Here is a 24,221-nt window from a genome sequence, read left to right as displayed (position 1 = left end):
GTAGATTTTTATCAGATCGGGTTCACAAAATATATACTCATTATTATGGCATCTTTTTAAGCCCCTCCCACCTTACTTTCCATTTTCCATTTTTAGGAAAACCCGGATTAGTAATGGTCGAGCCATCCCAGCCGGCACACATCATAGCTACAGCGGCCAGTAAACCACCATTGCCCGGCAGGTACATCCGCAATCGCCCGTCCTGGTAGTTATGGCCATTGGCCAAGTAAGTGTTGGTTTTTATTGGCATAAATAAAGCATCGATGGCTTTTTCTGGCATATTTAAACGGGCTGCGGTCATGGCGGTCATCGGGAAATCCCAGCCCCAGGTATCCTTCCAATCCCATACGTCCCAAACCAGGTTAAAGGTTTTCTTCATTACCGCGGTATCCAGTTGAGCATTGTAGGGCAGCATACCATAAGCCGCTAATACCGCCGGATGATCCGTTTTTAATTTAGGATTGGTATACGCATCGGGCGAACTTTCCGCAGCGAGATAAACGCCATCTTTTTGAGGTAAGGCAGCCAGTTTTTTAAGGATGATGGCATATTTATTATCCGGCCGCAAGCCCAGGCGTTTACGCCATTGCTGAGCGGTATTTAAAGCCCAGCGCCAGTATTGCAGCTCGTAAGTTGGATTATATGTTTCTTCGGGTTTATAACGTTCCTGTGCCAGGATAATACCCTTACCTAAGTTATAGCGGTCACGCTCCTTATCATAAGTTGGGAATGAGGCCATAAAATCCGCGTCGGCCAGTACGAGGTTTTTATACTTATCCAGGGTTTGTTTATTTGGATGGGCACGATAATCCAGTTCGGCAAAATAAATAAAGTGCGGTTGCTGCCAGATCAGGAATGCCCCTACCGACGATGGACTTTCGTTACCATCCGGGTCGGTCATTTTTTGCCAGCGGACACCGTCATATCCTTGTCTTTTAGCAATAGCCCTTGCATTGGCTTTTACATGTTGGTACCAACCCAAACTGTTTTCGAGCAGTTGCTCCCGGCCCCATAACGCAAAATGGATCCCATGCCACCAGTGCATTTCCAGGTGCGGTTTACCGTACCAGCTATTATAAGTTAAACCTGTTTCCTGCGGGGGCTGGTGGCCTGAACATTGAATTTTGGTAAGGTATTGGGACAGCACCACCCTGCGTTCCAGTTCTTTTGCCCGGGGATCGGTACTGCCGCTAAAATCAACCGCGCCGCCGCTTTGCCAGAACGCTTTCCATTGCTGTATGCTGTTTGTTTGTGTTTGGACAAAACCGGGCAAAGGCGCTGTGGTTTTCTGCGGCGCAAACAAACAGATAAATGTCAGTTCACCAGTTTTACCTTGCGGGGATAACACAAACTGATGAGCAGCTGTATTCTTAACGGATGCAGCGCCGTTCCAGGCAAGGCGTACAAAATACTGATTGGTATCTAAACGATGAATAATGGTAGCCTGGCCGGTGCCGGAACTAACAACAGCCGAATAATGCTTTTGCGGATCTTTCCAGTTATCGCCATAATCGGCAAATTGATTCGTGGGAAAAGGGAAACGCAACCGTACTTTAAGCCTGCCCTGAGCTAACAACGGCGACTGTACTTTCACCCCTATCAGGTCCTTACCCTGGTGCGCATAGGTTTGGACTATTACCTGCTCACCATCAAAAGTGAACGAGCTGGTAATAGCTCCTGTCCACAAATTAAGTTCCTGCCGGATATTTTGGAGATCACTTATTTGAGCCTCGCTCCCATCTTTATGTAATAACAAAAAACCAAGATTACCTAATTGCAGGCGATGTACATTTTCCCGGAACCAGTTAGCAGCATTCCGGTTACGCCCAGGCTGGTTCCATTGCACCGAGTAGCTTACATCACGGCCATTGAGCCTATAGGTTTTTAATGTTTCATCAAACTTATAGCCTGCTGTATCTTTAAAGCTGTGCCAGCCCCATTCAGACTGTGTACCCAGCGGAATGCCTTTATCATAGTGCTCAGGAAAGGTTTGCAAGCCCGTAGCATCAACCGTAAAAGCAAAACGACCATTACCAACAGACAGGGAAGAAAGCGTATCGGTGCCGTTATTGATTACATTATGTCTTTGCACCAAAGCCTTACGGTCTATTTTATTTTGCGCCCTTAGTACAACCGGCCAAACAACAGTAAAAAATGCAAAATATACAGGCAGTATTTTTTTCATGTCGACGGCGCTATGATTCTATTTTAAATATAAATGGTGATGCCGTCATGTACTTACCACCCTGCGAGGTAGTGAACATATAGGTTGCTTTCCCATTTTGAAATAAGAGTTGGGGCCTTTCAAACCGGCCGTATTTGTTCAGGTATTTGGGAGGCGGCGGTTGATCAATATGATAATATTCGGCGTTAAAATAACCTATCTCCGGTTCGCTCCATTTTTTACCGGTTTTTGATTCCATGTACAAACCATACTGGTGATTAAATACGCCCATATCCCGCGCCAGCATTTTAAAACGGCCTTTATCCAACCAAACAAAAGCATCTTCCAGTTGAGTGTTGTTTCCCCGCCCCGAAAAATCTATCACTGGGTTGCCGTCATATTTGATATAAGGCCCCTCCAGTTTATCGGAAATGGCTAACCCGTATTTACGGTTACCCTTTACCAATGGGTCGGTTGAGGTTTCATACTCTTTGGTATTCCATGATTTATAAAACAGCCAGTATTGCCCGTTGGGATGTTTAATAAATGCGGGGTTGGTAGTGCAATGATCATCCCATGCCCCTTCGGCGCCCGGTAAAAGCAACGGGGCATCTGGGCGGGCCCAGGGGCCATCCAAAGAATCGGCCGTAGCCAAGCCTATCCGTTTGGTATTGGTTTTACCGTTGGAATTGCCCATAAAGAACAGACAGTATTTACCATCCACCTTTTTTATGGATGGATTATGGCAGGTAGTAGCATCCCAATAACCGGGACCGCGCGGAGCAAGAATAGTTCCCAGAAACTTAAACTCGCTTTCGGGCGTATCGGCCACAGCATGGCATATTTCGGATCCATTGATCCATCCGCCCATTTTTTTTGAAGCCACCCATCTTGAAAAAAATACGTGGATCCGGCCATCTGGCCCCTCTATCGGGCTGTTACACCATACGTAATAGCCCTCCATTTCCAGCGCACGACCAATAGGCTTAAGTTTTTTGGCAAAAGCAGAAACATGATCATCTGTGCTACCAAAAGCCAAACCAGGCAATAAGGCCATCGCCGAAACCATACTTAACCGTTCAATAAAATCCCTTCTTTTCATCATTTGAACATTTATTGAACTATTGCTTTAGATATTTATTGAGCCCCAGTTGATTATATGACCTGATGCCATGGATAACAAATTTGGCATTTAGCTGTGCACCCGGCTCAAGCGTATGTGTGGCATCAGTGCCGAAATAGGTTGATTTTACCTTTGCCTCGCCCTCCTGGTCGTAGTCGTCGGCAATCAGTTTGTTTAAGTCGATAAAAAAGGCTCCGGTTTGCTCGCTGATCTCGCGGGCCCATTGCCCGTAATTGTTTTCATTGTTTCGTCCTGCAGATTTGCCATCTTTCCAGGTATTACGGGGTATTGGCGAACAGATGATCGGAGTTGCGCCTTTCGCCTTAATATCAGCAACAAACTTGCGCATATACCAACCGTAGGTATGTACCACCTCTTTTATTTTCCGTATCGGGTTGTATATTTCCTGCTGCTCATCGCCGATGCCTTTGATAGTTCCCCGGGCACGGGCCGTATCATCCAGCGCACCGGCGTCGTTATGCCCAAACTGCATGATCACAAAATCGCCGGGTTTGATTTTCACCAACACCTTATCCCACAAACCCATGGTTTGGAAGGTGCGGCTGCTGGTACCACCAAGCGCGTCATTTTCAACCGCGACTTTTGTGGTATCAAAATATGGTGCTATATAATTCCCCCATCCCCATAAACCGCCGTCGCCCTTACCTTTGCCATTTTTTACAGTCGAATCGCCTATCAGGTAAAAAGTTGGTTTATCTGCCGGTTTCATCAGCATAAAAGAAGATAACAGTATAACCAGCATCAACAGTAAGCCTAAACCTGCATGTGTACGCATCATTTTTTTCATAGCAACCTAAAATTTAGTTTTTAAGATATTTATTTAGGGGATTTGCAGGATCAGCTTTAATGCCGTCAACTACCGATTCGGCGTTCACTGTAGCCCCCATTTTATTGGTATGGGTATGATCTCCGGGGAAAAACTTTTTAACCGAATCAGCCCCCCATTTATCATATTTATCGGCCGTTATACGGTTCATATCGATAAAGATAACGCCTTCCTGCAGCGCTATTTCCTGCGCCCATTTGCCGTAATCATCATTGGCACGGATAACTTTAGCATCACGAAATTCATTCCGGGGAATCATAGATAGTACGATAGGTGTTGCTCCTTTAGCTTTGGTATCCCTGATAAATTTGCGGAAATACCAGCCATAAGTATGTACCGTTTCTTTAGTGCCGTTAGGCCAGGTAAGCTCCACAGTTTCATTACTGGTACCTTTTAATACCCCACGATACCCCGCTTTGGTGGTATCAGGTTTACTGCCTTCATTATGACCAAATACCATCATCACGTAATCTCCCGGCTTTAAAAGCGAATCAACCTTGTTCCACCTGCCTTCCTTTATAAATGTGCGGGTGCTGCGACCGGCCATGGCATGGTTTTCAATATTGGTTTTTGAGAGGTCAAAATAGTAGGGGATAATGCTTCCCCAGCCCCATGTTTCCTTATCGTTATTATGCGTAGTTGAATCACCTATCAGATAAATGGTTGGCTTTTGCTGATTGATAAAAGCCTGGCCTGCAAAGGCTATTATTAATAAAGCTAAAACCGGTTTTAATCCTTTCATATTATTTTTTGATGTTTTTGGGCTTCAGTTCGTCAGGCGCGCCATTGGTATATGACACAAACACCTCCTTTGAAGCCGTTTTAAAAAGATTTTCAATAGTCTCCATCGCTATCATATCAGCAGGTTTAAACTGCGGTGAAGACATATATTTTAAAATACTGTAATATAATTGCTTCGCCGCCGGCCTGTCATCGCCGGTTGTTGGCGAAAGATCGGCGCTGCTTACCATCAGGCTCCCCTTACCTACCCTCGCTTCAAATAATAATGCTAAACGGCGGTTCATGAACCAGGTATCAATAGGCTGGATAACAGGCCTGAATGCTGCCGGGAAATCTTCCAGGTGCATTACCTGCGCATTCGACAGGATATCCCACCATTGTATCTCACTGTACGATGATGTTGGAAAATCATTAAATGCAGGATGCTTAGGATCGCAAACAAAACCCAGCGTGTGCGGAGGCCGCATCTTAAACCAGGAAGTATTCCAGAAAACCGGCGTGAAAGATTGTATAATTTCCTTACCCTTGACTACCTTACCCGAGGTATTCAGAAATACTTTGCCGCCATTATTGAGTACCTCTTTTGCCTTATCATCCAGCACTGTGGTGTAGTACACGTCGGCTTTCACCTCGGGCAAGGTTGCCGGATACACCCAAAAATCCCAGTCGTTTATGTATTGGGTATTGGGCACGGATACTTCGAGATTCAGTTTTTCGGGTGATTTTATTTTTGATAGCGGCACATTGATTATCCCCGCCTGCTGGCAGTTACCCATTACATAACTTTTTTTATCCAAAACACCCTGGCTGATCACCTTATGCTGTGCATCGGTTAATTTCCAGCTCAGCGCAGCGGTTATAGGTTTGCTGTAGTTAAACAGTTCAACCTGCGCTTTCAGCATTTCATTGTTTTGATATACAAACTTTTCGGTACGGATAAGTGGTACGGTGGCATTGCAAAACCGGGCAAACTGTTTTGCTGTAATATAGCCCTTGCTATCCCAAAAGGCATTCAGTACCCCCACCAGGGCCGTCCCCTGCCCCGGATAATCATTGAGTGAAAGCAACTGAAATCCCGAATACCCGGGCGTACGCATGGCTTTTTCAATTTCATGCTTATAACATAAAGCCTGTAATTTTCCGGACGCCATCAGGAATTTTTCGGCTTCATCGGCCATGCCGTGGTCTTTAAGGTCTTCCTGAAAAAGTTCAAAATTTTTGGCCTTGTAGATCCCGGTATACTTTTCAATCTCCTTAAAATCGGGGAAGGCGCAATACTGTCCCATTTCGTGGGCTACAAAGGGTACATTAAACTGCGCTATCTGCTTGCTATAGTCCGAATAGCTCTCGGGGCGTTGGTTCCAGGCCAGGCCTCTTGCCCCTGCGCGGGCCATATATTCATTATTGGGGATCACCGGCCAGCTGCCGCCTACCGCTGCCCCTGTGTATAGCCTGCGGGGGTCTTTGGCTTTCCAATAGTCAACAAATTTGGTAAGGTATTCTACTTGTTTGCCGCTGGGCTCATTGCCATAAGCCATCATGCAAAATGAAGGATGATTGCCATACCATTTAACCATGCGGTTGGTTTCGTCATAAATATACTGGTCAATTGGCCTCCCCAAACCTAAACCGCTGCCGTGATTTGCCCATGAAGGCCCTTCTACATGCAAGTAGAAGCCGGCTTTATCAGCTGCATCAAAAGCGGCCTCGGGCGGGCACCAGGAGTGAAACCGCATGTGGTTAAGTCCATGTTCTCTGCAAATCTTGAAGATCCTGTCCCATTCTGCTTCGGTAGTGGGCGGGTAACCGGTGAGCGGGAACTCGCAGTTGTTCACCGTACCGCGCAGAAAAACGGGTTTGCCGTTTATGGTAAATGTCTTTCCATCAGCCTTAAACTCATGCATACCGAAAATCAGTTTCCTGGTATCGGTTGCCCCGGCGGCGGTACGCAAAGTAGCGGTAAGCTGATATAAAACCGGGGTAAACTCATCCCAGGTTTGCATTTTAGTCCCCGTTGGCAAATCGATGCTAAACTCGGCCACAGTATCTTTGATATTAACAGGTTTGCTAACAGCCGGTATAAGCTGTGAAATTGTGGTATTAAATGCCTTGGCCGAAAGGGTAATAGTGCCGGCAACAGATGTCCGTTCTGTTTTTACCCGTATTTTGATATGAGCTGTTTTTTGTTTCAGATCAGGGTAAACCTGTATATCGTCAAACCAGGTTTGGTCTCCGGCTCTCAGCTCCATTTTGCCGATCACACCATTCCAGCTGCCCTGTGTATGATCGGTAATACTATGAGAATCGGGCCCTACATTGATGGCTTTAACGCGGTTATCAATACAAAGTGTGATCTGATGCTTTCCGGGTGATAGTTTGTCTCCCAGATCAAACTGATGCGGGGCCACCAGGCTGTTTTGCATACCGATTTCAGTATCATCAACCCATAGCCTGGTTTCGGTATGGGCCCGCTCCAGGAAAAGTACAAGATGTTTATCTTTCCAATCCGCGGGAATAATTACTTCCTTTTTATACCATGCCGCACCTGTATAGTGCTTGGGCGGTGTAAGCCAGAAAGGTATTTTGAGGTTGCCGGGTACCCTGTACTTTGCCAAACGCGGGTTGTAAAACCACGAACTATCGTAAATACTGCCTGTCCATTTTGTTTTAAGGGTTATATCATCCCCCTTTAAGTTTTGCGTCATGGAGCCCGGCAAATGAATAGTATCTGTCAGCGACCTTAAGAACCACTTTTCTGTTATCCCCCTATCAACCGGATCCATTTGAAACTGCCATTGCCCTGCCAGTGAAATAACGTTACCATTCTTTTGCACAGGAGGAACTGACCAGGCACAAAAAAGCATTCCCAAACCCGCAATTATGCAAAGCAGGGGCCTTTTTAAAGTCTTGTATTTATTATTGAGCAGCACCGGCGTCAGTTAAATTAAGTTTAGTATTGTCCTGGGTAACGATCTGTGAGTTTTTCCACTCCCATGCCTGCGCAAACTGCACATCGCCCGCGGTGCCCGACTCAATATTAACCCCATCAAAATGAAAATCTTGCATGGTTGATTCTTTAAGCCCTATGGCATTAATGGCTTTTTTTGCACCCGTTACTTTAATGTTTGAAATATAAACATCCTTAAAATGCGGGATCCCCTTTTCGGCAGGCTCCACTTTATGCAGGATCTTTTTCCAATGATCGGGCAGCGTAGCCTCATTATACCCGTCGGGTAATTTGGAATAGCTATAGGTTGGGTTCCAGTTCATGGTGATTTGAAAAGCTGTACCCACGCCATTCATGGTTATATTGGTAAAGTGAATATCCTCCACCGTGCCGCCCCTCGTTATGGCCGATTTAATGTTCAGGCCGTTACTGGTTCCATTACCTATGAGGTCGGTAGCAAGCACGTGCCTGATCCCTCCCGATGTTTCACTGCCGCAGGTAAGCAAGCCCGCTCCTGCCCTTGAGATGCACTTGCGGATCACAACATACTCGGTTGGCCTGTTTACCCTCAACCCGTCCCAATCGCGACCGGCTTTAAGGCAAAAATCATCATCGTTACAGTCAATATCGCAGTTTTGCACCAGGATCCAGCTGGACGAATCTATATCTATACCATCTGTCGAGGGCCCATGACCGTCAACGTTGTTGCGGATGGTAATACCATCAACAGTAACATAACCGGAGTAAAGCAGCTGCACCGTCCAGAACCCGGCCTGCTGTAGCGTAATATTTTTGATGGTAACATCCTGAGAGTTGGAAACCAGCAGCGTACGGGGACGTTTGGCATCATAATCAACTATCCAGCGCAAGCCTTTGGGATCATATTCGGATCGCATTTTGCGGTAAATATCCCAAAACGGCTTACCCTGCGCATTTACCAATCCTTTTCCGGTAATTGCCACGTTGGTTTGCCCGGCTATGTTGATCAGCGCGGCAGGCCATTTCATTTCAATACCGGCAACACGGGTATCAATTTCTGGGTAGTCCTTTATATCCTGGCTGCCCAATAGCTCCACACCTTGATCAATATTCAGGCAAACGTTTTTCTTCAAAAAAATGGAGCCTGTTAAATATTTGCCGGGCTTAAATGTAACTATACCACCACCTTTTGCCGAACATTGATCGATAGTTTTTTGTATGGCAGTTGTATTTATGGTGTTGCCATCATTAGCCGCACCATTATCATTTACATACCACACCGTTGTTTTTTGGGGAGATTGCCTGGCACCGACCTTTTTGGCCCAATCCAGGTTAGTTTGCCCGTTTACAACATTTGCGGTAATAACCATCAGGAAAACAGAATAACATAATAATTTCATAGGTAAGTTTATTCTTAAAATAAAGCTGAAAGCGGAACGCACAAACCCTAAGGCTAATAAACCGATATCAACACGTATTAACTATTGCATACAAATCACCCGATAAACTTTATAAAAATGGTTTACTCTCCGAAACACGAAGAATAAACCATTTTTATGACGATCAGGATAATTGATGAATTATCCTGATCAATACCCCGGGTTTTGTGTATATAACCCTGGTGCAGCATCAAGTTGTGTTTGCGGTACAGGGTAAATAACGTAATTAGCTATAACCGGTTTGATAGCTTTCTGAGCATCTTCCTTGGCAATCCAGCTATTCATAATGGTTAGCAGGTTACCGCTCCTTTGCAGGTCGAACCAGCGCGAGCCCTCATCGGCAAATTCCCTGCGGCGCTCATCAAACAACTGGGCAAGCGTTACGCCTGTTACTGACGGCAGCCCGGCCCTTGTACGTACCTGGTTAACAATAGCATCAACATCAGCCTGTGAGCCTCCTGTTGCGCCGTTCAAGATACACTCGGCTTTAAGCATTAAAACATCGGTATACCTGATGGCAATAAAGTTAATTCCCCAATCAAAACGGCTGGCAGTTGGAATTTTGGTTATATCAAGCCATTTTTTAAAGAACGGACGAATTTCTGTACTGCCCGCGTTGGTGTAACCTGCGGTATTTATACTAAATGCCTTCCGTACGTCGGCAGCATCATAACTGTTTGCCAGATCGTTTGATACCGGGATAATTTCCAGGCTTCCGTTTGATTTGGTATCCTTAATAGATAAAAAGTAGGTATTTGGAGCAAGCACCCACGGAAACGATGCTCCGTAAAGGTCGCTTGAGCCACTGATGCCACTTGTATACATTACATCAAAAACAGCCTCTTTATTAACAGCAGGACTTTGGTTGGTATATGAAAAAATGTTGCTATAGGTGGGTTCAAAAGCAAACTTTCCGCTGCTGATAATATCCTGTAGTAATGGCAAAGCCAAATTCCATTCGTTTGATCCTGTTCCGGGACCTTCTATACCATAATTCGGTGCCGATTTAGCCATATAAACCTGTGCCAGCAAAGCTTCTGCTGCGTATTTGGTAGCACGGCCTACATCTACCCCGGTATAGCTTACAGGCAAATCAGTTATCGCCGATTGCAGATCGGCTATGATCAGTTTGTACACATCTGCTACAGAACTACGGCCTATTGCATTGGCCTCGGGTGCAGTAACCGGATGGTCAATAACAGGAAGCTTACCATAATACCTCACCAGGTCGAAATAATAAAATGCCCGCAGAAATTTGGCTTCGGCCTGCAACCTCGTGGCTAATGATGCAGAGCCTATATAACTGCCATTTTTAGCAACCTGGTCAAGCAGGGTATTAGCCCTGAAAATACCGTTAAAATCGGTTCCCCAGGCTTCGGTAACATACGCGTTTGCAGCTAACGATGGCGAGAAATCATTCACCGGGTCCCAGTCACGCACGGTAACCGAAACGCCATAAATATTATCCGAACGGATCTCGGACATATTGGCCAATCGTACCGGGTAATTGTGCAGATCGGCATAAATAGCGTTTGTAGCCTGCAAAAAATCACTCGGCGACCTGTAAAAAGTTGCCGTTGTTGAGCTGGATATAGGCACCTGGTTTAAATCCTTATTACAGGAGGCCATTAAAAACACAGCTGATATGGTTGATAGAAAAAATATCTTTTTCATTTTGATAATGTTGAAATAATTAAAAAGTAACATTTAGCCCGAAGATCAATGATTTAGCTAATGGCAAGCCTCCGTAATCACCTGCTTCGGGGTAGTTACTGTCAGAACTGATGGCTGTATTTTGCGCCTCGGGATTGAAACCTCCATAATATTTATCATGCCCAAAGAAGTTTTCGGCGGTAACATACAGGCGTGCTGCTCCTAAAACTTTGGTTTTAAATATATTTTTAAGATCGTACCCTAACGTGATATTTCTAACCCTCACATAATCTGAAGAATACAACCAATCGGTATTGGCTACGAAACCAAATGTAGAGTAGGCTTTGCTAACCCGGCCTGCACCCTGGTTTTCAGGTGATCTCCAGCGGTTATCATAAAATGCAGGAGCGTTATCAGTAAAGCCCTGACCTGTACGGGTGATAGCCCTGCCCAGTAAGGAATAAATTGATCCGCCGTTTTGGCCCTGCACTAAAACAGTAAGGTCAAAACCTTTCCAGCGTACGGTATTGGTGATACCCCAGGTATAAGTAGGGTTTGGATGACCAACAATTTGCTTATCGGCTTCGGTTATTACACCATCACCATTCAGGTCCTGGTATTTGGGATCACCAACGGTTTCGCCTGTACCATAGGTTGCCACATGGTTATCAAGATCTGCCTGGGTAAGGAAACCTATTTGTTTTACAACATAAATACTGTTTATCGGCTGCCCTACGCGCAAAATAGCATCAGAAACATCAAATGAATTTGGGATTATAATTTGTTGCTGGTTACCATAAAGGCTAACGATCTTATTTTTATAATGGCTGATATTAATTGATGTGCTCCACTGAACCTTGCCTACTAAATTACGGCTGGTTAACTCCAGCTCCTGACCAATGTTACGCACCGAACCGGCGTTGCGCAGCTGGCTGCTAAAACCAGTGGATTGGAGGATAGGTACATTCAGCAATAAGTCGGTATTTAATTTATTATAGTAATCAAATGAACCTGTTAAACGGTTGCTGAAAAATCCGAAGTCGAGACCCACATCATAGGTTTGCGATTTTTCCCATTTGATATCAGGGTTTGGTAAGTTGCTTGGGGCCTGACCAATAGCTAATGCCTGTGGCGAGCCTAAAACATATCCGTATGAACCTATTTGTGAAATACTTCCGTAGTCGGCAATGCTATTGTTACCGTTTACACCATAGCTAAAGCGCAGTTTCAAATCGCTCATTACAGGCAGCCTTTTCATAAAATCTTCCTGGATGATGCGCCAGCCTACCGATGCTGAAGGGAAAACACCATATTTGGTATTGCCGCCAAATCTTGACGATCCGTCTTCACGCAAGCTTGCAGATAAAAGGTATTTGTTTTTATAGGCATATTGTGCACGGCTAAAGTATGATACCAAAACACTTTTGGTTCCGGTTGTGTTGCCTGTTACATTGGCAGCAGCATTTAAGGTTTGGATAACACTGCTGGTATAACCGCCAACAGATGATAGCGTGGATTGGTCTAAACGATCAGTGTTGTAAGACTGACCTAATAATATACTCAGGCTGTGGTTTGCGTGAATGGTGGTATTATAGGTAAGCGTATTTTCATTAACAAATGTTTGTCTTTTAAAAGTACTGTACGAACCCGAAGTGTTAGCGGTTAGGTTGGCATTGGTAGCCGCGTTAAACGTTCTGGATGCCAAAGTACCTGCAATAGTGTACGGCGTGTAACTGTTAGATGCGTTATCAACATTATCAAGGTTTAGTGAGCTCCTTAATGTTAAGCCTTTTATAATTTCGTATTCGGCAAATATGCTGCCCAGTGTGCGATATTTTTTGGTTTGCCCTACTTTGTTCTCCAATTTGGCTATAGGGCTGTTTGCCGAGTTGCCCCAGGTATATTGCCCGTTTTTAAACGCATTTGGATATAAACCTACCGTATCTTCCTGTATTGGGCTATAGCTTATGGCCTGGTGAAAAATATTATCTTTTCCCTCAACACCCGGATCCTGCGAAATGGAGTAGGTAGGCGCAATGTTTAAACCTAATTTTAAATTTTTAGCAGCATGCACTTCCACATTAGCCCTTGCCGAATATGCTTTATAACCCAGGCCTTTCACAAAACCATCCTGATTGGCGTAGTTTCCTGAAATAAAATAATTTACAAATTCATTGCCGCCGCTTGCACTCAGCGCCTGGTTTTGCATAGCTCCTTTTTGCTCAATCGCTTTCTCCCAATCTATATATTGTAAACCCGGATGTCCTGGCATAGCCCATCTGGGATCAAGCATATAGGCCGAGCTAAAAGCACCGCCATTAAGTGCCTGGCGTGTTGCATTATCATCACTTGCAGTTGCCCCTTGCGCTCCAAATTTGAGCACATAAGCAGCGTTGATCATTTCTGTAGCCCTGTCAATCCATTGATCGCCGTTGAGCATTGGCAAATACTTGGCTGCCGCGTTGTAACCGTAATAAGCACTGTAACTAATTTTAGCCTTGCCCGATTTTCCTTTTTTAGTGGTGATCAAAACAACGCCGTTTGACGCCCGCGAACCGTAAATTGCCGCTGCCGCCGCATCCTTTAAAACCTGGATATCTTCGATATCGTTTGGATTGATATTATCGAGCGGGTTCCCTGATCCAAAGCTGCCACCACTGCCTATAGCTGATACAGACAAAGGAAAGCCATCTATTACGTAAAGTGGTTCATTACCGGCACTTATAGAGCCGCTGCCGCGTACGTTAACACTAAATGCTTTACCCGGTACACCTGTTGTTTGTTTAACGGTTACACCTGCCATTTGACCTACAAGTGCCTGGTCAACACGTGTTATAGCCCGCTCGTTTAAGTTATCTGCCTTAAATGTGGCCTGCGAGCCGGTAACATTGGCCCGCTTTTGAGCGCCGTAGCCAATAACTACTACTTCGTTCAATTGCGATTCGGCTTCGGTTAAGGTAACGTTGATGGTATTGCTTGTGCCTACGGTAACTTCTTTGGCGTCAAAACCCATCGATTTAAATATCAGCACCTGCCCTGCAGCAGCCTTGATATTATATTTTCCGTCAAGGTCGGAAGTGGTACCCGATTTTGTGCCTTTTATTTGCACAGAAGCAGCCGAAACCGGTTGGTGCTTACTATCTGTAATGGTACCCGTAATGCTAAGCTGTTGTGCAAAAACACTGTCTGCTCCTGCCATATTAAAGAGCAGTAATAGCAATAGCATTTTACAAGAATGAATAAAAATTCTTTTCATAAAATCAAGTTAAGGGGTTTACTGTTGGTACAGCCTGGGTTATAATTGTATATACGAACATAAAAGTTAATTTCAATAACACCATCCTGTAGTGTCCTGCTTAACAGCGTTAAAAACACAAAAAAAGGAGGCCCGTTCCGGCCTCCTTTTTTAAATAAACCCATTAAATAATTATTTAATAAACAGCTGTTTAACCGGCTCAAGCGTTACCGGCCCAATCAAACCGGATGACTTCGGCTCCCAATTTATAGCCGTAAAAAGGCCGTCCGGCCCTTTGGAACCCGCACTATGCGATTGAAAATTGGTGTTATAGAAGATGCGGTAAAGGACATGCTTTTTGTCCATATCAATGATCCTGTTGGCCATAAGGTTAGCTACCCGGATCTGCAGTTGGTTAACCGTCCTTAACTGTGCTGAAGGTATTGTAACTACGTACTCCGGCCCTATCAATGTAGCCAGCTTTTTACCATTGAGATAAACCTCCGCATTTTCGTTAACCTTGCCCAGGTTAAGCTTCCAGGCAAAGGTATTTTGAGCCGGCTTTTTAAAGCTGATAGTATAACTACCCGTTCCGGAAAAAGCTTTAAGGTCATCACCGCCTAATTCTGTCCATGATTTAAGCTGTTCCGTTTTTATTGGCTGCGGTAACGTTGGGCCGCCTTGGGTAAAGTTTAGCGCCCATGTACCGCTTACAGGTATTGATTTGCCCGCGGCCTGGTAATAGGTGTAGTCAGCCGTTTTAATTTTTACCGGTAAGGTTTGTAAAATACAGCTCTCTCCGGGCAGCAATTGCAGGTACACACCGGTTTTGCCGCCGGCCTGTTTCCTGATCTTTGCCGATCCGTAAACTTTAGTCATGGGATCAAATACCACTACAGATGCTGCATTGACCGATAGATCTACCCAGCCATTAACCGGGCTGCCGCCAGTATTTGATATAAAATAGCTGTTACCGTTTTTATAAGTACGGCGTACAAACTGTAAACCATTATCTGTCATTTGCTCCCTGCTGATGCCTGCTGCATCAAGTAATGAGGAAACATCATCAGCAATCAAGAAACGACCTTTACCAATTGCGGCAACTTTAACACCATTATTTTTAGTGGTAAACTTAAGTGAGGAAAGTAAATCATTAAATGCTTTTTCACGTTCCTGCAATCCGGAATATCCCGGTACATCCGACGGAAGTTTTTTGTACGCCACTATTGTTGCCCCTGCCTTTGCCAGCTCCACCATTTTATTGAAGGTTTCAAGCGGGATGTATTTATTATCGGGCAAAAGGATGGTTTTATAATCAAGACCAGCGGTTAAAATCTGGTTGCCTGAACTTTGCAGGCCCATTATCTGCTTATCTGATATAAAATCAAATGTATAGCCCTTTTTAAGCATTTCTTCGGTTGATGACTCAAACCCTGTACCCTTGAAATCCGGCTTCATGGCATCATAATGCTTGAGCAAGCCCCTATCCCCCGGTTCAGAGAAACTGTCAAATAACGGGTAGTAAACCAACACATCATTGTTGGGCTTTCCTTGCTGCAAAAACGACTGGCAATTGGTTATATACTGATTTAAGGTCGAAAAGTCATTCCAGAACGGGTTGGTTTGATTAAAATGAACCGCCGCATAAAATAACCAGCCCGGCCATTGAGCATTTTGAGGCGAATAACTGATACCATGATAAAAAATATGGTTTACACCACCTACAAAATACTTATCGATGGCCTGTTTAACATCTCCCAACGACGACAAAAAATGATCATTAAGCCATGTTGCCGACTCGGACGATGCAAGAGGCTTACCCATTACGTGCGCTGCCGAGGTAGCAAATTTAAATCGCAGCACGTCATCCCCTTCCGTTTCAGGAATATCAATAGCGGCATACAGATCCAGTATATTTGATGGCGAACCATGTGATTGATTACGGATCAATGCGCCCTTTGTTTTGGCCCAGTCATGCCATGGTTTAGTAAAATCGTCAAGTAAAAGATCGGATATGGTTTCGCGGTAATCGCATAATATGCGGTTATTTTTTTCTTTGCTATCGTTACCAAATAGAGCAGGCAAATGATCGCGTAGGTCATAGCCGCGGCGTTTAATAAATTCGTCAAAAAACAACGGGGTAAAGTTTGATTGCCCGCGCGCGTCATCCACCTCGTACGAATCATTAAAATATGCTCTGATCCCACTTAAATCCTGGCCTTTAAATGCCTCATCAAACCGGGCAAGGTAATGACCAAGGGCCGGTTTTGAAAAATGGTCGATAACATAACCTTCACCACCGGGAGCGGCACGCTCTACCATTTTACCATGCCAGCCCTGGAAAAGCGCGTATAGCTTCCATTGGCCGGCGGGAGCTGTCCAGCTAAGGTTGCCGGCTGCATCAACTTTGTTTGTAAGGTTAAGCGCCTGCCCCTTGCCGTCGTAAGCCATTAAAACAGTTAAAGGGATCCGTTTCTCAAACCGTACCTGGTCAAGGGCCATCAGTTGCAGGTTTTTATTGCTGCTAATAGGTTCTACCAGGTCTGTGATTTTTGGGGCCTGGCCATCAGCCCTCACTAAAGGCTGCTGCACAAATACAACAGGTTCATTCAGTTTTTCACCGCCGTTAACATCGTAGTTTTTCCAGAACAGCTCTTTACTGGCATCTTCATTGGTAACCCATGGGCCACCGAAAGGCCAGCCGGTAGCATTAGCCAAATCAATTCCCATATTTAAGCGTTTGGCCTCGGTCAGTGTATACTTTAACATATCAACCCATTGCGGCGACAGGTATTGTATAAACTGTTTTTCGGCCCCTTTTACGCCATAAATCGGTGTAATTTCCAACCCACCTAAACCAGCATTGTGGTAGCTTTCCATGTTCCAGGTAAGGTCTTTTTTATTTACCGCGCTGCCCTCCCACCACCAACGGGCCCAGGGCTTGGTTTGTTCGGTAGCCGCGGGCCAGCCAACCTGTGCAGATGCTGTTTGAGCACCTGTTAACAGGGCAAGTACAATAGCTATTTTAAAATTATGTTTGATCAATGACATCCTGTTTGGGGTATTAATGTTTGGCAATTTCTACAGCGTAAACTCCCTCATGACCTTCAAAATTAGCCCTGAAGATAATCCATTTTTCATCGGGCGAGAAATGCACATTGGGTTCCAGATGATAATTATGATGTTTCATATTTACCAGTTTTTCAGATTTAAAACGGTCGCCGTTTGGCTTAAACAGATAGATCCACATGCCATCGGGTGCTTTAGCCACTTGCCCGGAATTGCCTCCGTCGCCGGCGAATGTTTGCTCATCCTTAGTTACATTAAAATGGATCGACCATTCATTCCTGTCCATTTGGTAAACACGGTCTTCTTTTCCTGTTTTCATATTGATACCTGCAAGGAAAAAGGTTTGTCCCTTGGGTTTCTGCAGATCAAACCATTCGGTATTGCCCAGCGGCGAAAAAAACTCATGACCGGCTATTTCATTTACCATAGTACGCTTATGCAACAGCTTATTTTCGCCGGTTTTTATATTGATATTCCAGATCCGGTCAACCTTTTCCCAGGGACCTTCATGGCAATAGGAAAGATTATCTGGATCTGTTGGCGAAAAAAGCAGGTGATTTGTCCACTCATTTTCCTGGTGTATTTGTTTTAATGTTTTATGCTTAACATCAAGCACATACAGAGTATGCTGAATATGCGCATCATAGATCCGGTTAAAGAAATCGTGCTTTTCGGGGTATTTTGCAAGTATTTCGCGTTCCTGTTCGCCGGTAGCCTTAACACAGGCCATGTACGTTCCGTCGGCATTTACAGTACCTACCCTACCTTTAAAGTCGGGTGCAAATGCATAAATAAATCTTGTTTTATGGGTATTCACATTTACAGCGAATACGCTGTCGCCGCTTTGATAAAAAGCTTCGCGGGTTTTGGCGCAAACCATTTCGCCTGATACTTTTGCCCGGTTCGTTAACTGCGCTATTTTTTGCGTTTTTAAATTAACCGTGAATAGCTGTTCCCCCTTATCCGTTTTACCATAAAATACCATCAGATCGCCTTCGTTCTTTATTTGCGGAACAAAGGGCGTATTGTTGAAATAAAAGCTACCGTTGTCATTTTCACGGTTCACCAGGCGGATCACTTTATGACCGGTTTCGCTATCGATCCATTGTGCAGGCATCGATTTGGTGCCCCCTGTTTCCATTGCTTCCTGGGCTTTTAAAGTAGCTGTACCGGCTTGTAAAATTACGAGCGCCAATACTAACAGTCTTTTGTTCATTATCATTTTATCAAGATTTATATAACGTCTATTAAAAGTTAATTTCCATCGGGTTTTACAGTGCTATTTTTAGGGCTGGCCGGCAGGCTGAATGTTTCTGCCGGATCAGGACGAGCAGGATCAAAAGGCGGCGCATCAATAATATACCTCTCAATGGCCAGATGATTACTTTTGATCCCTTCTATAACGCATTTTGCAAGTTCATAGGCACCATAACTATTAAAATGGGTGTTGTCGGCCAGGTCCTTTGGCTGGTTTGGAAATGAATTTGCAGGATACCACACAAAAGCTTTTTTAGATCCCTCGTTACCCAGCGCCTCATAAAACCTGGCAGTCATGACATTGAGATCTATCAGGGGTACATTTAATTCTGCGGCAACTTTTCTTGCAGCGTCGGGATAGTCACCAAGGGTATTCACTACTTTACCGCTATCATCAAAAGCCCGGCGACTGGTGGAGGTTACAATTACGGGGATAGCTTTTTTCTCCCGTATTTTATTAATAAATAACTTAAAACGATCTGTATATGATTTATAAGCGCCATCCTCCGGGCCTTTTTCTTTCTGATCATTATGCCCGAACTCTATAAAAAGATAATCGCCCGGTTTAATTACACTCAGCACTTTATCCAAGCGGTGGCTATTTAAAAAACTACCGAGACTAAGACCCGATTCGGCATGATCGGCAATGGCCACACCGGGTTTGAAAAACCGGGTGATCATTTGCCCCCATGAACACCAGGGCTCATCGTCCTGGTCAACCACAGTTGAATTTCCGGCGAGGTAAACGGTTACCTGGTCATCCACTTTTTCTATTTCCAGTGCATCAACACAGGGCTTTGCGCCATTAAATTCCAAGCTGAGCTTATCATCCCAATCGTACTTTCCAAACTCCCGGGGTTTAAGTGCTACTTTGCCGCCATTGCTGATACCGGGCTTACGGATGTTCACGATAAAGCTCCGCTTTTCAATTCCGTTACTGGTCTTTACCTGTTCCAGCATCAACCTGCGCGACTCGGCGCGCACCGTGATATTGCCCTCTCCCTTGATATCACCCACCGTTAAGGTAACCTTGTAATTTCCTTCAGGCACATTTACCGAAAAATAAAAAGGCTGATCACCGGTTACATACCCTCCTGTAAGTTTCTTTCCGCCATCGCGTGTTACAGCTGTTACTTTTGAATCGAAATCAAAGCCATAACCTTTAGCATCATTAAAAACCTCGTCCGGACCAACCTTTTGATAGCCTGTCGCTGCTTTCCCGCTGCTAAAGTCAAACTTAAAACTGGGTTTCACCACCTGCGCAAAAAGAGGTGCGGGTAAAATGAGCCGCAACGAAACGCAAACAGCGCACAGCAAGATCTTGTAAGGCAGCTTGATCATTATGGATATACTTTATCTGGTTATTGGCCGGCTTATATGAGCCATGGTTTATAATAGATAAAGTTATAGCAAGCTTATACGAACGGCGTCCTGCACCATCCTGATTGAAGCGGGTGTTCTTGTAACAAATTCATCACTTTAAGGTGTTTTGGCCGCTTATTTTATTGTAATCGTTACTCGCGTAAAAGGGTAATACCCATCAAACCTATCACCACATCGTTGGCAACTGTTTTTAGTTGCAGGCTTTTTAATTGCTTTGTATTATCTAAGGGTAAATCAAGTACGGTGCCCGCACCGCCATCAACAGCATTGTTGCTATACCCTTTAATAACTGCATGTTTAGCTTGATTGGTAGTTACTTCGCCGGTTTTGAAATATACACGTAATGGCCTTGGCCCACCTGTTTTAAAAGCAAAATCATCATAATCGTCATCCTGCTCAATAGGCCACCAGTTTTCGGGGTTTTTAATGTTTAAAAGGGTTTGAGTACCATCCTGGTAATTGACAGTAATTACGGCATTGTTGATGCGTGTTTGCATGGGGTTTGTTGAGCCAGCCATCAATAAATACATATGAACCGCTTTTCCGGCTAACGGAATGCTTATTTCATGAGGATAATTATCCCAATGGGATGTGAATACGATATTTTTACCATCATCAGTTATTGTAGCAAATGGCACCTTGTCCGGCAGGCTAAAAGCCCCGCTATTTTCTCCTGCAACCTTTTTCAATCCGCTATCATCAATATTAGCTGTTACCAACGGATATGCCCAGTTGCCTATTCCCTGCCAGGGCAATTGAAGCGTAGTTGAGTTTGGCCTTGGAGAAAGGTATTTGTTCTTAAATATCTGCGTTAGCTTATCGTTAAAATGCGGTTTGAGGTCAATCATTTCTGCCTTAAAACCTGCGGGTTTATTAATATTCCAGTTTACAAGATTGGTATCTGTTATGTTTTTGCCATCTGATAAACGAATATGATTGCTGCCAGGTAGCAGGTTAGCTGCCGGAATCACTAAATCGGCAGATTTCCGGGATGGATCTAATATAACCTGCGTATTATAAGCTATTTTTAATTCAGGATTAATTGATACGGATACAGGATTATTTCTGCCCGAATTACTTTTTATTTTAAACTGCAAACCATTGCCTGTTTGCAGCGTGTCGGCCGTTACAATAAGGGGAGCTACAATTTTCAAATTCAGCGGGTGCCACCAGGTAAAGCTGCCCTGCTTCAGCTTTACGAAAAAGGTATGGTCGCCTTGCGAATGCTCTGTTGTTAGATTGATCTGCTGGCCAGAGATAATGACCTTGCTTAATACCTTTTGCGGGTCAATGACCTGCAAAATCTTAGCCTTATGGAGTGGAACATGTAGTGCACTATCAGGAATACAGGTAATTGACGGCTGGATTTCCAGGGGCCGGTCTTTACCCCATACTAACTTGAAACGATATGTCTTTTGCCTTCCTGCTATTATTTGCAAAACAGGCGTCCCGGTTGCGTTTATTACAGATGTCCACCTGATTTTGCGGCCATTTAAAGTAACCGACAATAAGGAAACAGATCTGGCAGCTACCTGAAATTTCAGTACAGAAGCTTTATTGAAAGATGGGCTGATGACATAGTTATCAATTTCCCCCTCCCGTTTATAATCGAATTTCAGATCGGGCACTGATAACAATGCGTAGTTCCATTCCTGGGGTAAACCAGGCTTTATGGTCAGTGTATCTTTTAACATATCCGGCCTGATACCGAATAAACCTTCTACCAGCGACCGTGCTGCCATGCCTATGGGATCAGCAAAATCACGATACAGCTCGCCCCGGTGCGCGTCGTAAAATGAGATTTGCTGAAAATTACCGGGGCTGGTACCTAAATACATACTTTCCAGTATTGCGCTCTTCCAAAGCGTGTAGGCATCCTGCTGCCTGTTGCCCTGCCAATAGGCTAAGGCTGTGTGCAGGTTTTCGGCCATTACTACGTTATTAAGCGACCAATCATAAGGCAGCCAATTTGTGGTTGACAGTAAATAGTTATTCCCCAACAGCCCTTTGGCCAATATAGGAATATGCGGCATTTGTGTATCCACATATCTTAACGCCTGATAAGCTTGCAAAGCGTTAGGCACGTCTGAATCAATGGCGTGATAAATAGTCCACAAACCTGCCGAAGGATGCAATTGGCGTAATCCAAGTAGATCCTTGTATTCTGCGTAGCTTCCCGTGGCCGGCATCCATAATGCTGTGTTGATAGCTGAAAGAATTTTATTGGCCTCCAGCTCATAAGGTGCTGGATCTTTACCGATCAGCCCGGCCAGGTAAGCTGCCGTTTTATTTGCCCGGTAATTATAAGCCGATGAATGCGTTACCCCGCCTCCACTATATTGCAAGGCATCGCTGGCCCATATAGCGCAATAGGCATCATACAATCCATCGCCATCAGCATCAAAATTGCGTTTTTCCCAGGCCAGGTGCCGCTCAATGACCGGCCACATCTTTCTTACTTCATTTAAATCACCTGTCCATTTAAAATGATTAAGCAACTCATCAACAAATACCAGGTTCATATCATAATGGTGCGGACGGATATCACCTCCCGGGTTACGACTGATATAACCGCTGCTGAACATGGACGTGCCCAGCTTTTCAAGTTGCCTTGCTATGTGAAGGGCGGTATCCGCTACAACAGGCCCAGTTGCAGGCTCCGTAATCTGCGATAGCGCATAACTGCTAAAATGCGACCATGCGCGGTCATGCCATCCCAACGGATCGGCCACATAAGGGCCCCGCCAGGCCGGCAGGCGCATACGCCAGGCCACTGCCCCATGCAGGTATGAAGGTTCTTCCCAAATGCCATCAGCTGCTATACTAAGCGCCCCTCCTATAGTATTGATAAAAGGATCGGGCGTATGAACAACAACCCTTGAGGATATTTTTTTTACCGAAGCTTCCGCTTGGTTAAAAAGCTTTTCAACATCAGCCTCACCAGGTTTCTGCCCGTTAATGATCATCCAGTATTTATTTCCCCCCGATGTAAATGCTGTTAAACCTGCAATAACAGGTTTTTCTTCCGATCCGGAACCTAACATCGCTGCTGGCGAACTTTGCGTATCGGCATTGACGAGATGAACATTTGCCGACTCGGGATAAACGCCGTATAGCACATTTTTAGTAGTCATTTCGGCTTTCTGAGTGGCTGATTTAACCTGGTCATTTTCATAACGTCCGGCTTCACTTATACTTTTACCGCTAAAATTGAGGGTAAAATGCCTGTCATTAAATGAAAACTCATTGCCCTTACAATAATCCGGCCGCATGTAAAAGCTTGACTCCGGGTCGGCCCCGATATCGCCATCTCTCGAAAACTTTTTCCCGGTGGCACCTCCGAAGGCCCAAAATAGTTTCACCTGTTTGTCAACACCATGAAAACCGACCTTTACCAACATACATTCAGACGCTGAACCCGCCAATACTTTTATTGTAACAACACCATGTATACCCAACAAACTGTCTTTAATAGTATAGATCATGCTCCCCGGACGATACCGAGCCTCGATATACCGGGCGTTAATCAGCCATTTGCTTTGATGGCTCTTTACAATTCCGAATTTAAGATTGCCCCCCATTCCGGGCAGGTAAAGGGCAAACTCGGGTAAATCGCCGGCTTCAACCCTGAATGCGGTATTGGTGCCATACAATCCCCTGTTAAAACGATGCTTCCCGTTCAGGATCACAAAATCCTGCCCATCAGGATGATAACGCAATTCGCGCGCTGCATTATGCCAAAGCTTTGTTTGCGTTTGCCCATGTCCCCTCATCACTGATAACAGCAGCATGAGCACCAGGAAACATATATATCCTATTATATTGCGGACAGCTTTTAAACAAGGGCTTATGTATTTGGGCACCAACAGCATCAGTTATTCATCTACGGTAAATAAAAAACCTCTTTTAATGGCGTACTCACCGGCGATCCATCCGGGTTACTTTCCATAATATCGCTCATATAAGCCCACCATTTCTGCATAACCGGGTTGGCTGGCAGCATATCCATAGCCGTTTTTTCGGCAATTTTTAAAACACCGATAAGTACATTGGTTTCTTCGTCGAGAAATATTGCATAATCGGTTATTCCCGTACTTTTTAACAAGGCCGACAACTCGGGCCATATTTCGTCATGACGTTTTTTATACTCCTGCTCAAAGCCAGCAAAGAGCTTCATCTTAAATGCAACCCGCTCCATAATAAACTCTATAAAAGATTAGTTAGATAATTGGTCATAAGTAAATTCCGGAGAAAGCGTTCATTTGCATTCATGAAATTTCTTATTCATCAAAATAAGATCGCTTTCATCAAATAACCATCCTGTAGTGTCATGAAGTTGCTAATAAAAAGACTGAATTTTAATAACTTTAAATTTTTTGCCGGT

General features: G+C 44.5%; 13 protein-coding genes. All 13 read right to left on the bottom strand.

All coding sequences use genetic code 11. The annotated features are described in order from the left end of the window. Nucleotides 1-43: 43 nt before the first annotated feature. Nucleotides 44-2,185 (bottom strand): hypothetical protein, encoded by a 2,142-nt coding sequence (locus MTO98_RS08605; protein WP_243486241.1) that lies wholly within the window; start codon nt 2,183-2,185, stop codon nt 44-46. A 10-nt stretch (nt 2,186-2,195) separates the two neighbouring features. After that, complete coding sequence (locus MTO98_RS08600; RefSeq protein WP_243486240.1) at nt 2,196-3,269, bottom strand: glycoside hydrolase family protein; 1,074 nt, start codon at nt 3,267-3,269, stop codon at nt 2,196-2,198. Between the two features lie 16 nt (nt 3,270-3,285). Continuing rightward, nucleotides 3,286-4,095: a rhamnogalacturonan acetylesterase gene (locus MTO98_RS08595; protein ID WP_243486239.1), complete on the bottom strand. Its 810-nt coding sequence runs from the start codon at nt 4,093-4,095 to the stop codon at nt 3,286-3,288. Between the two features lie 13 nt (nt 4,096-4,108). Next, a complete protein-coding gene (locus MTO98_RS08590) occupies nt 4,109-4,876 on the bottom strand; it encodes a rhamnogalacturonan acetylesterase (protein ID WP_243486238.1) in 768 nt (255 codons plus the stop codon). A 1-nt stretch (nt 4,877) separates the two neighbouring features. After that, nucleotides 4,878-7,805 (bottom strand): sugar-binding domain-containing protein, encoded by a 2,928-nt coding sequence (locus MTO98_RS08585; protein WP_243486237.1) that lies wholly within the window; start codon nt 7,803-7,805, stop codon nt 4,878-4,880. Continuing rightward, nucleotides 7,792-9,201, bottom strand: a complete 1,410-nt coding sequence (locus MTO98_RS08580) for a glycoside hydrolase family 28 protein (RefSeq protein ID WP_243486236.1) — start codon at nt 9,199-9,201, stop codon at nt 7,792-7,794. The genes MTO98_RS08585 and MTO98_RS08580 overlap by 14 nt, the downstream gene beginning before the upstream one ends. Nucleotides 9,202-9,390: 189 nt before the next feature. Beyond that, nucleotides 9,391-10,914 (bottom strand): RagB/SusD family nutrient uptake outer membrane protein, encoded by a 1,524-nt coding sequence (locus tag MTO98_RS08575; RefSeq protein WP_243486235.1) that lies wholly within the window; start codon nt 10,912-10,914, stop codon nt 9,391-9,393. A gap of 19 nt (nt 10,915-10,933) precedes the next feature. Continuing rightward, nucleotides 10,934-14,149, bottom strand: coding sequence for a TonB-dependent receptor (locus tag MTO98_RS08570; protein WP_243486234.1), 3,216 nt, complete (start codon nt 14,147-14,149; stop codon nt 10,934-10,936). Nucleotides 14,150-14,320: 171 nt separating this feature from the next. Continuing rightward, on the bottom strand, nt 14,321-17,179 hold the full coding sequence (locus MTO98_RS08565; RefSeq protein ID WP_243486233.1) for a glycosyl hydrolase: 2,859 nt from the start codon (nt 17,177-17,179) through the stop codon (nt 14,321-14,323). 13 nt (nt 17,180-17,192) lie between these two features. Continuing rightward, the gene (locus MTO98_RS08560; RefSeq protein ID WP_243486232.1) at nt 17,193-18,413 is read right to left on the bottom strand and encodes an oligogalacturonate lyase family protein; all 1,221 of its coding nucleotides are present in this window, start codon (nt 18,411-18,413) and stop codon (nt 17,193-17,195) included. Nucleotides 18,414-18,451: 38 nt separating this feature from the next. Beyond that, complete coding sequence (locus tag MTO98_RS08555) at nt 18,452-19,795, bottom strand: rhamnogalacturonan acetylesterase (RefSeq protein WP_243486231.1); 1,344 nt, start codon at nt 19,793-19,795, stop codon at nt 18,452-18,454. 173 nt (nt 19,796-19,968) lie between these two features. Next, nucleotides 19,969-23,628, bottom strand: a complete 3,660-nt coding sequence (locus tag MTO98_RS08550) for a DUF4450 domain-containing protein (RefSeq protein ID WP_243486230.1) — start codon at nt 23,626-23,628, stop codon at nt 19,969-19,971. 92 nt (nt 23,629-23,720) lie between these two features. Further along, nucleotides 23,721-24,035: an L-rhamnose mutarotase gene (gene rhaM, locus MTO98_RS08545; protein ID WP_243486229.1), complete on the bottom strand. Its 315-nt coding sequence runs from the start codon at nt 24,033-24,035 to the stop codon at nt 23,721-23,723. Between the last annotated feature and the right edge of the window lie 186 nt (nt 24,036-24,221).

It is taken from the genome of Mucilaginibacter sp. SMC90 (assembly GCF_022811725.1).
Taxonomy (GTDB): Bacteria; Bacteroidota; Bacteroidia; order Sphingobacteriales; family Sphingobacteriaceae; genus Mucilaginibacter.
This window is presented reverse-complemented; position numbering and strand designations above follow the sequence as displayed.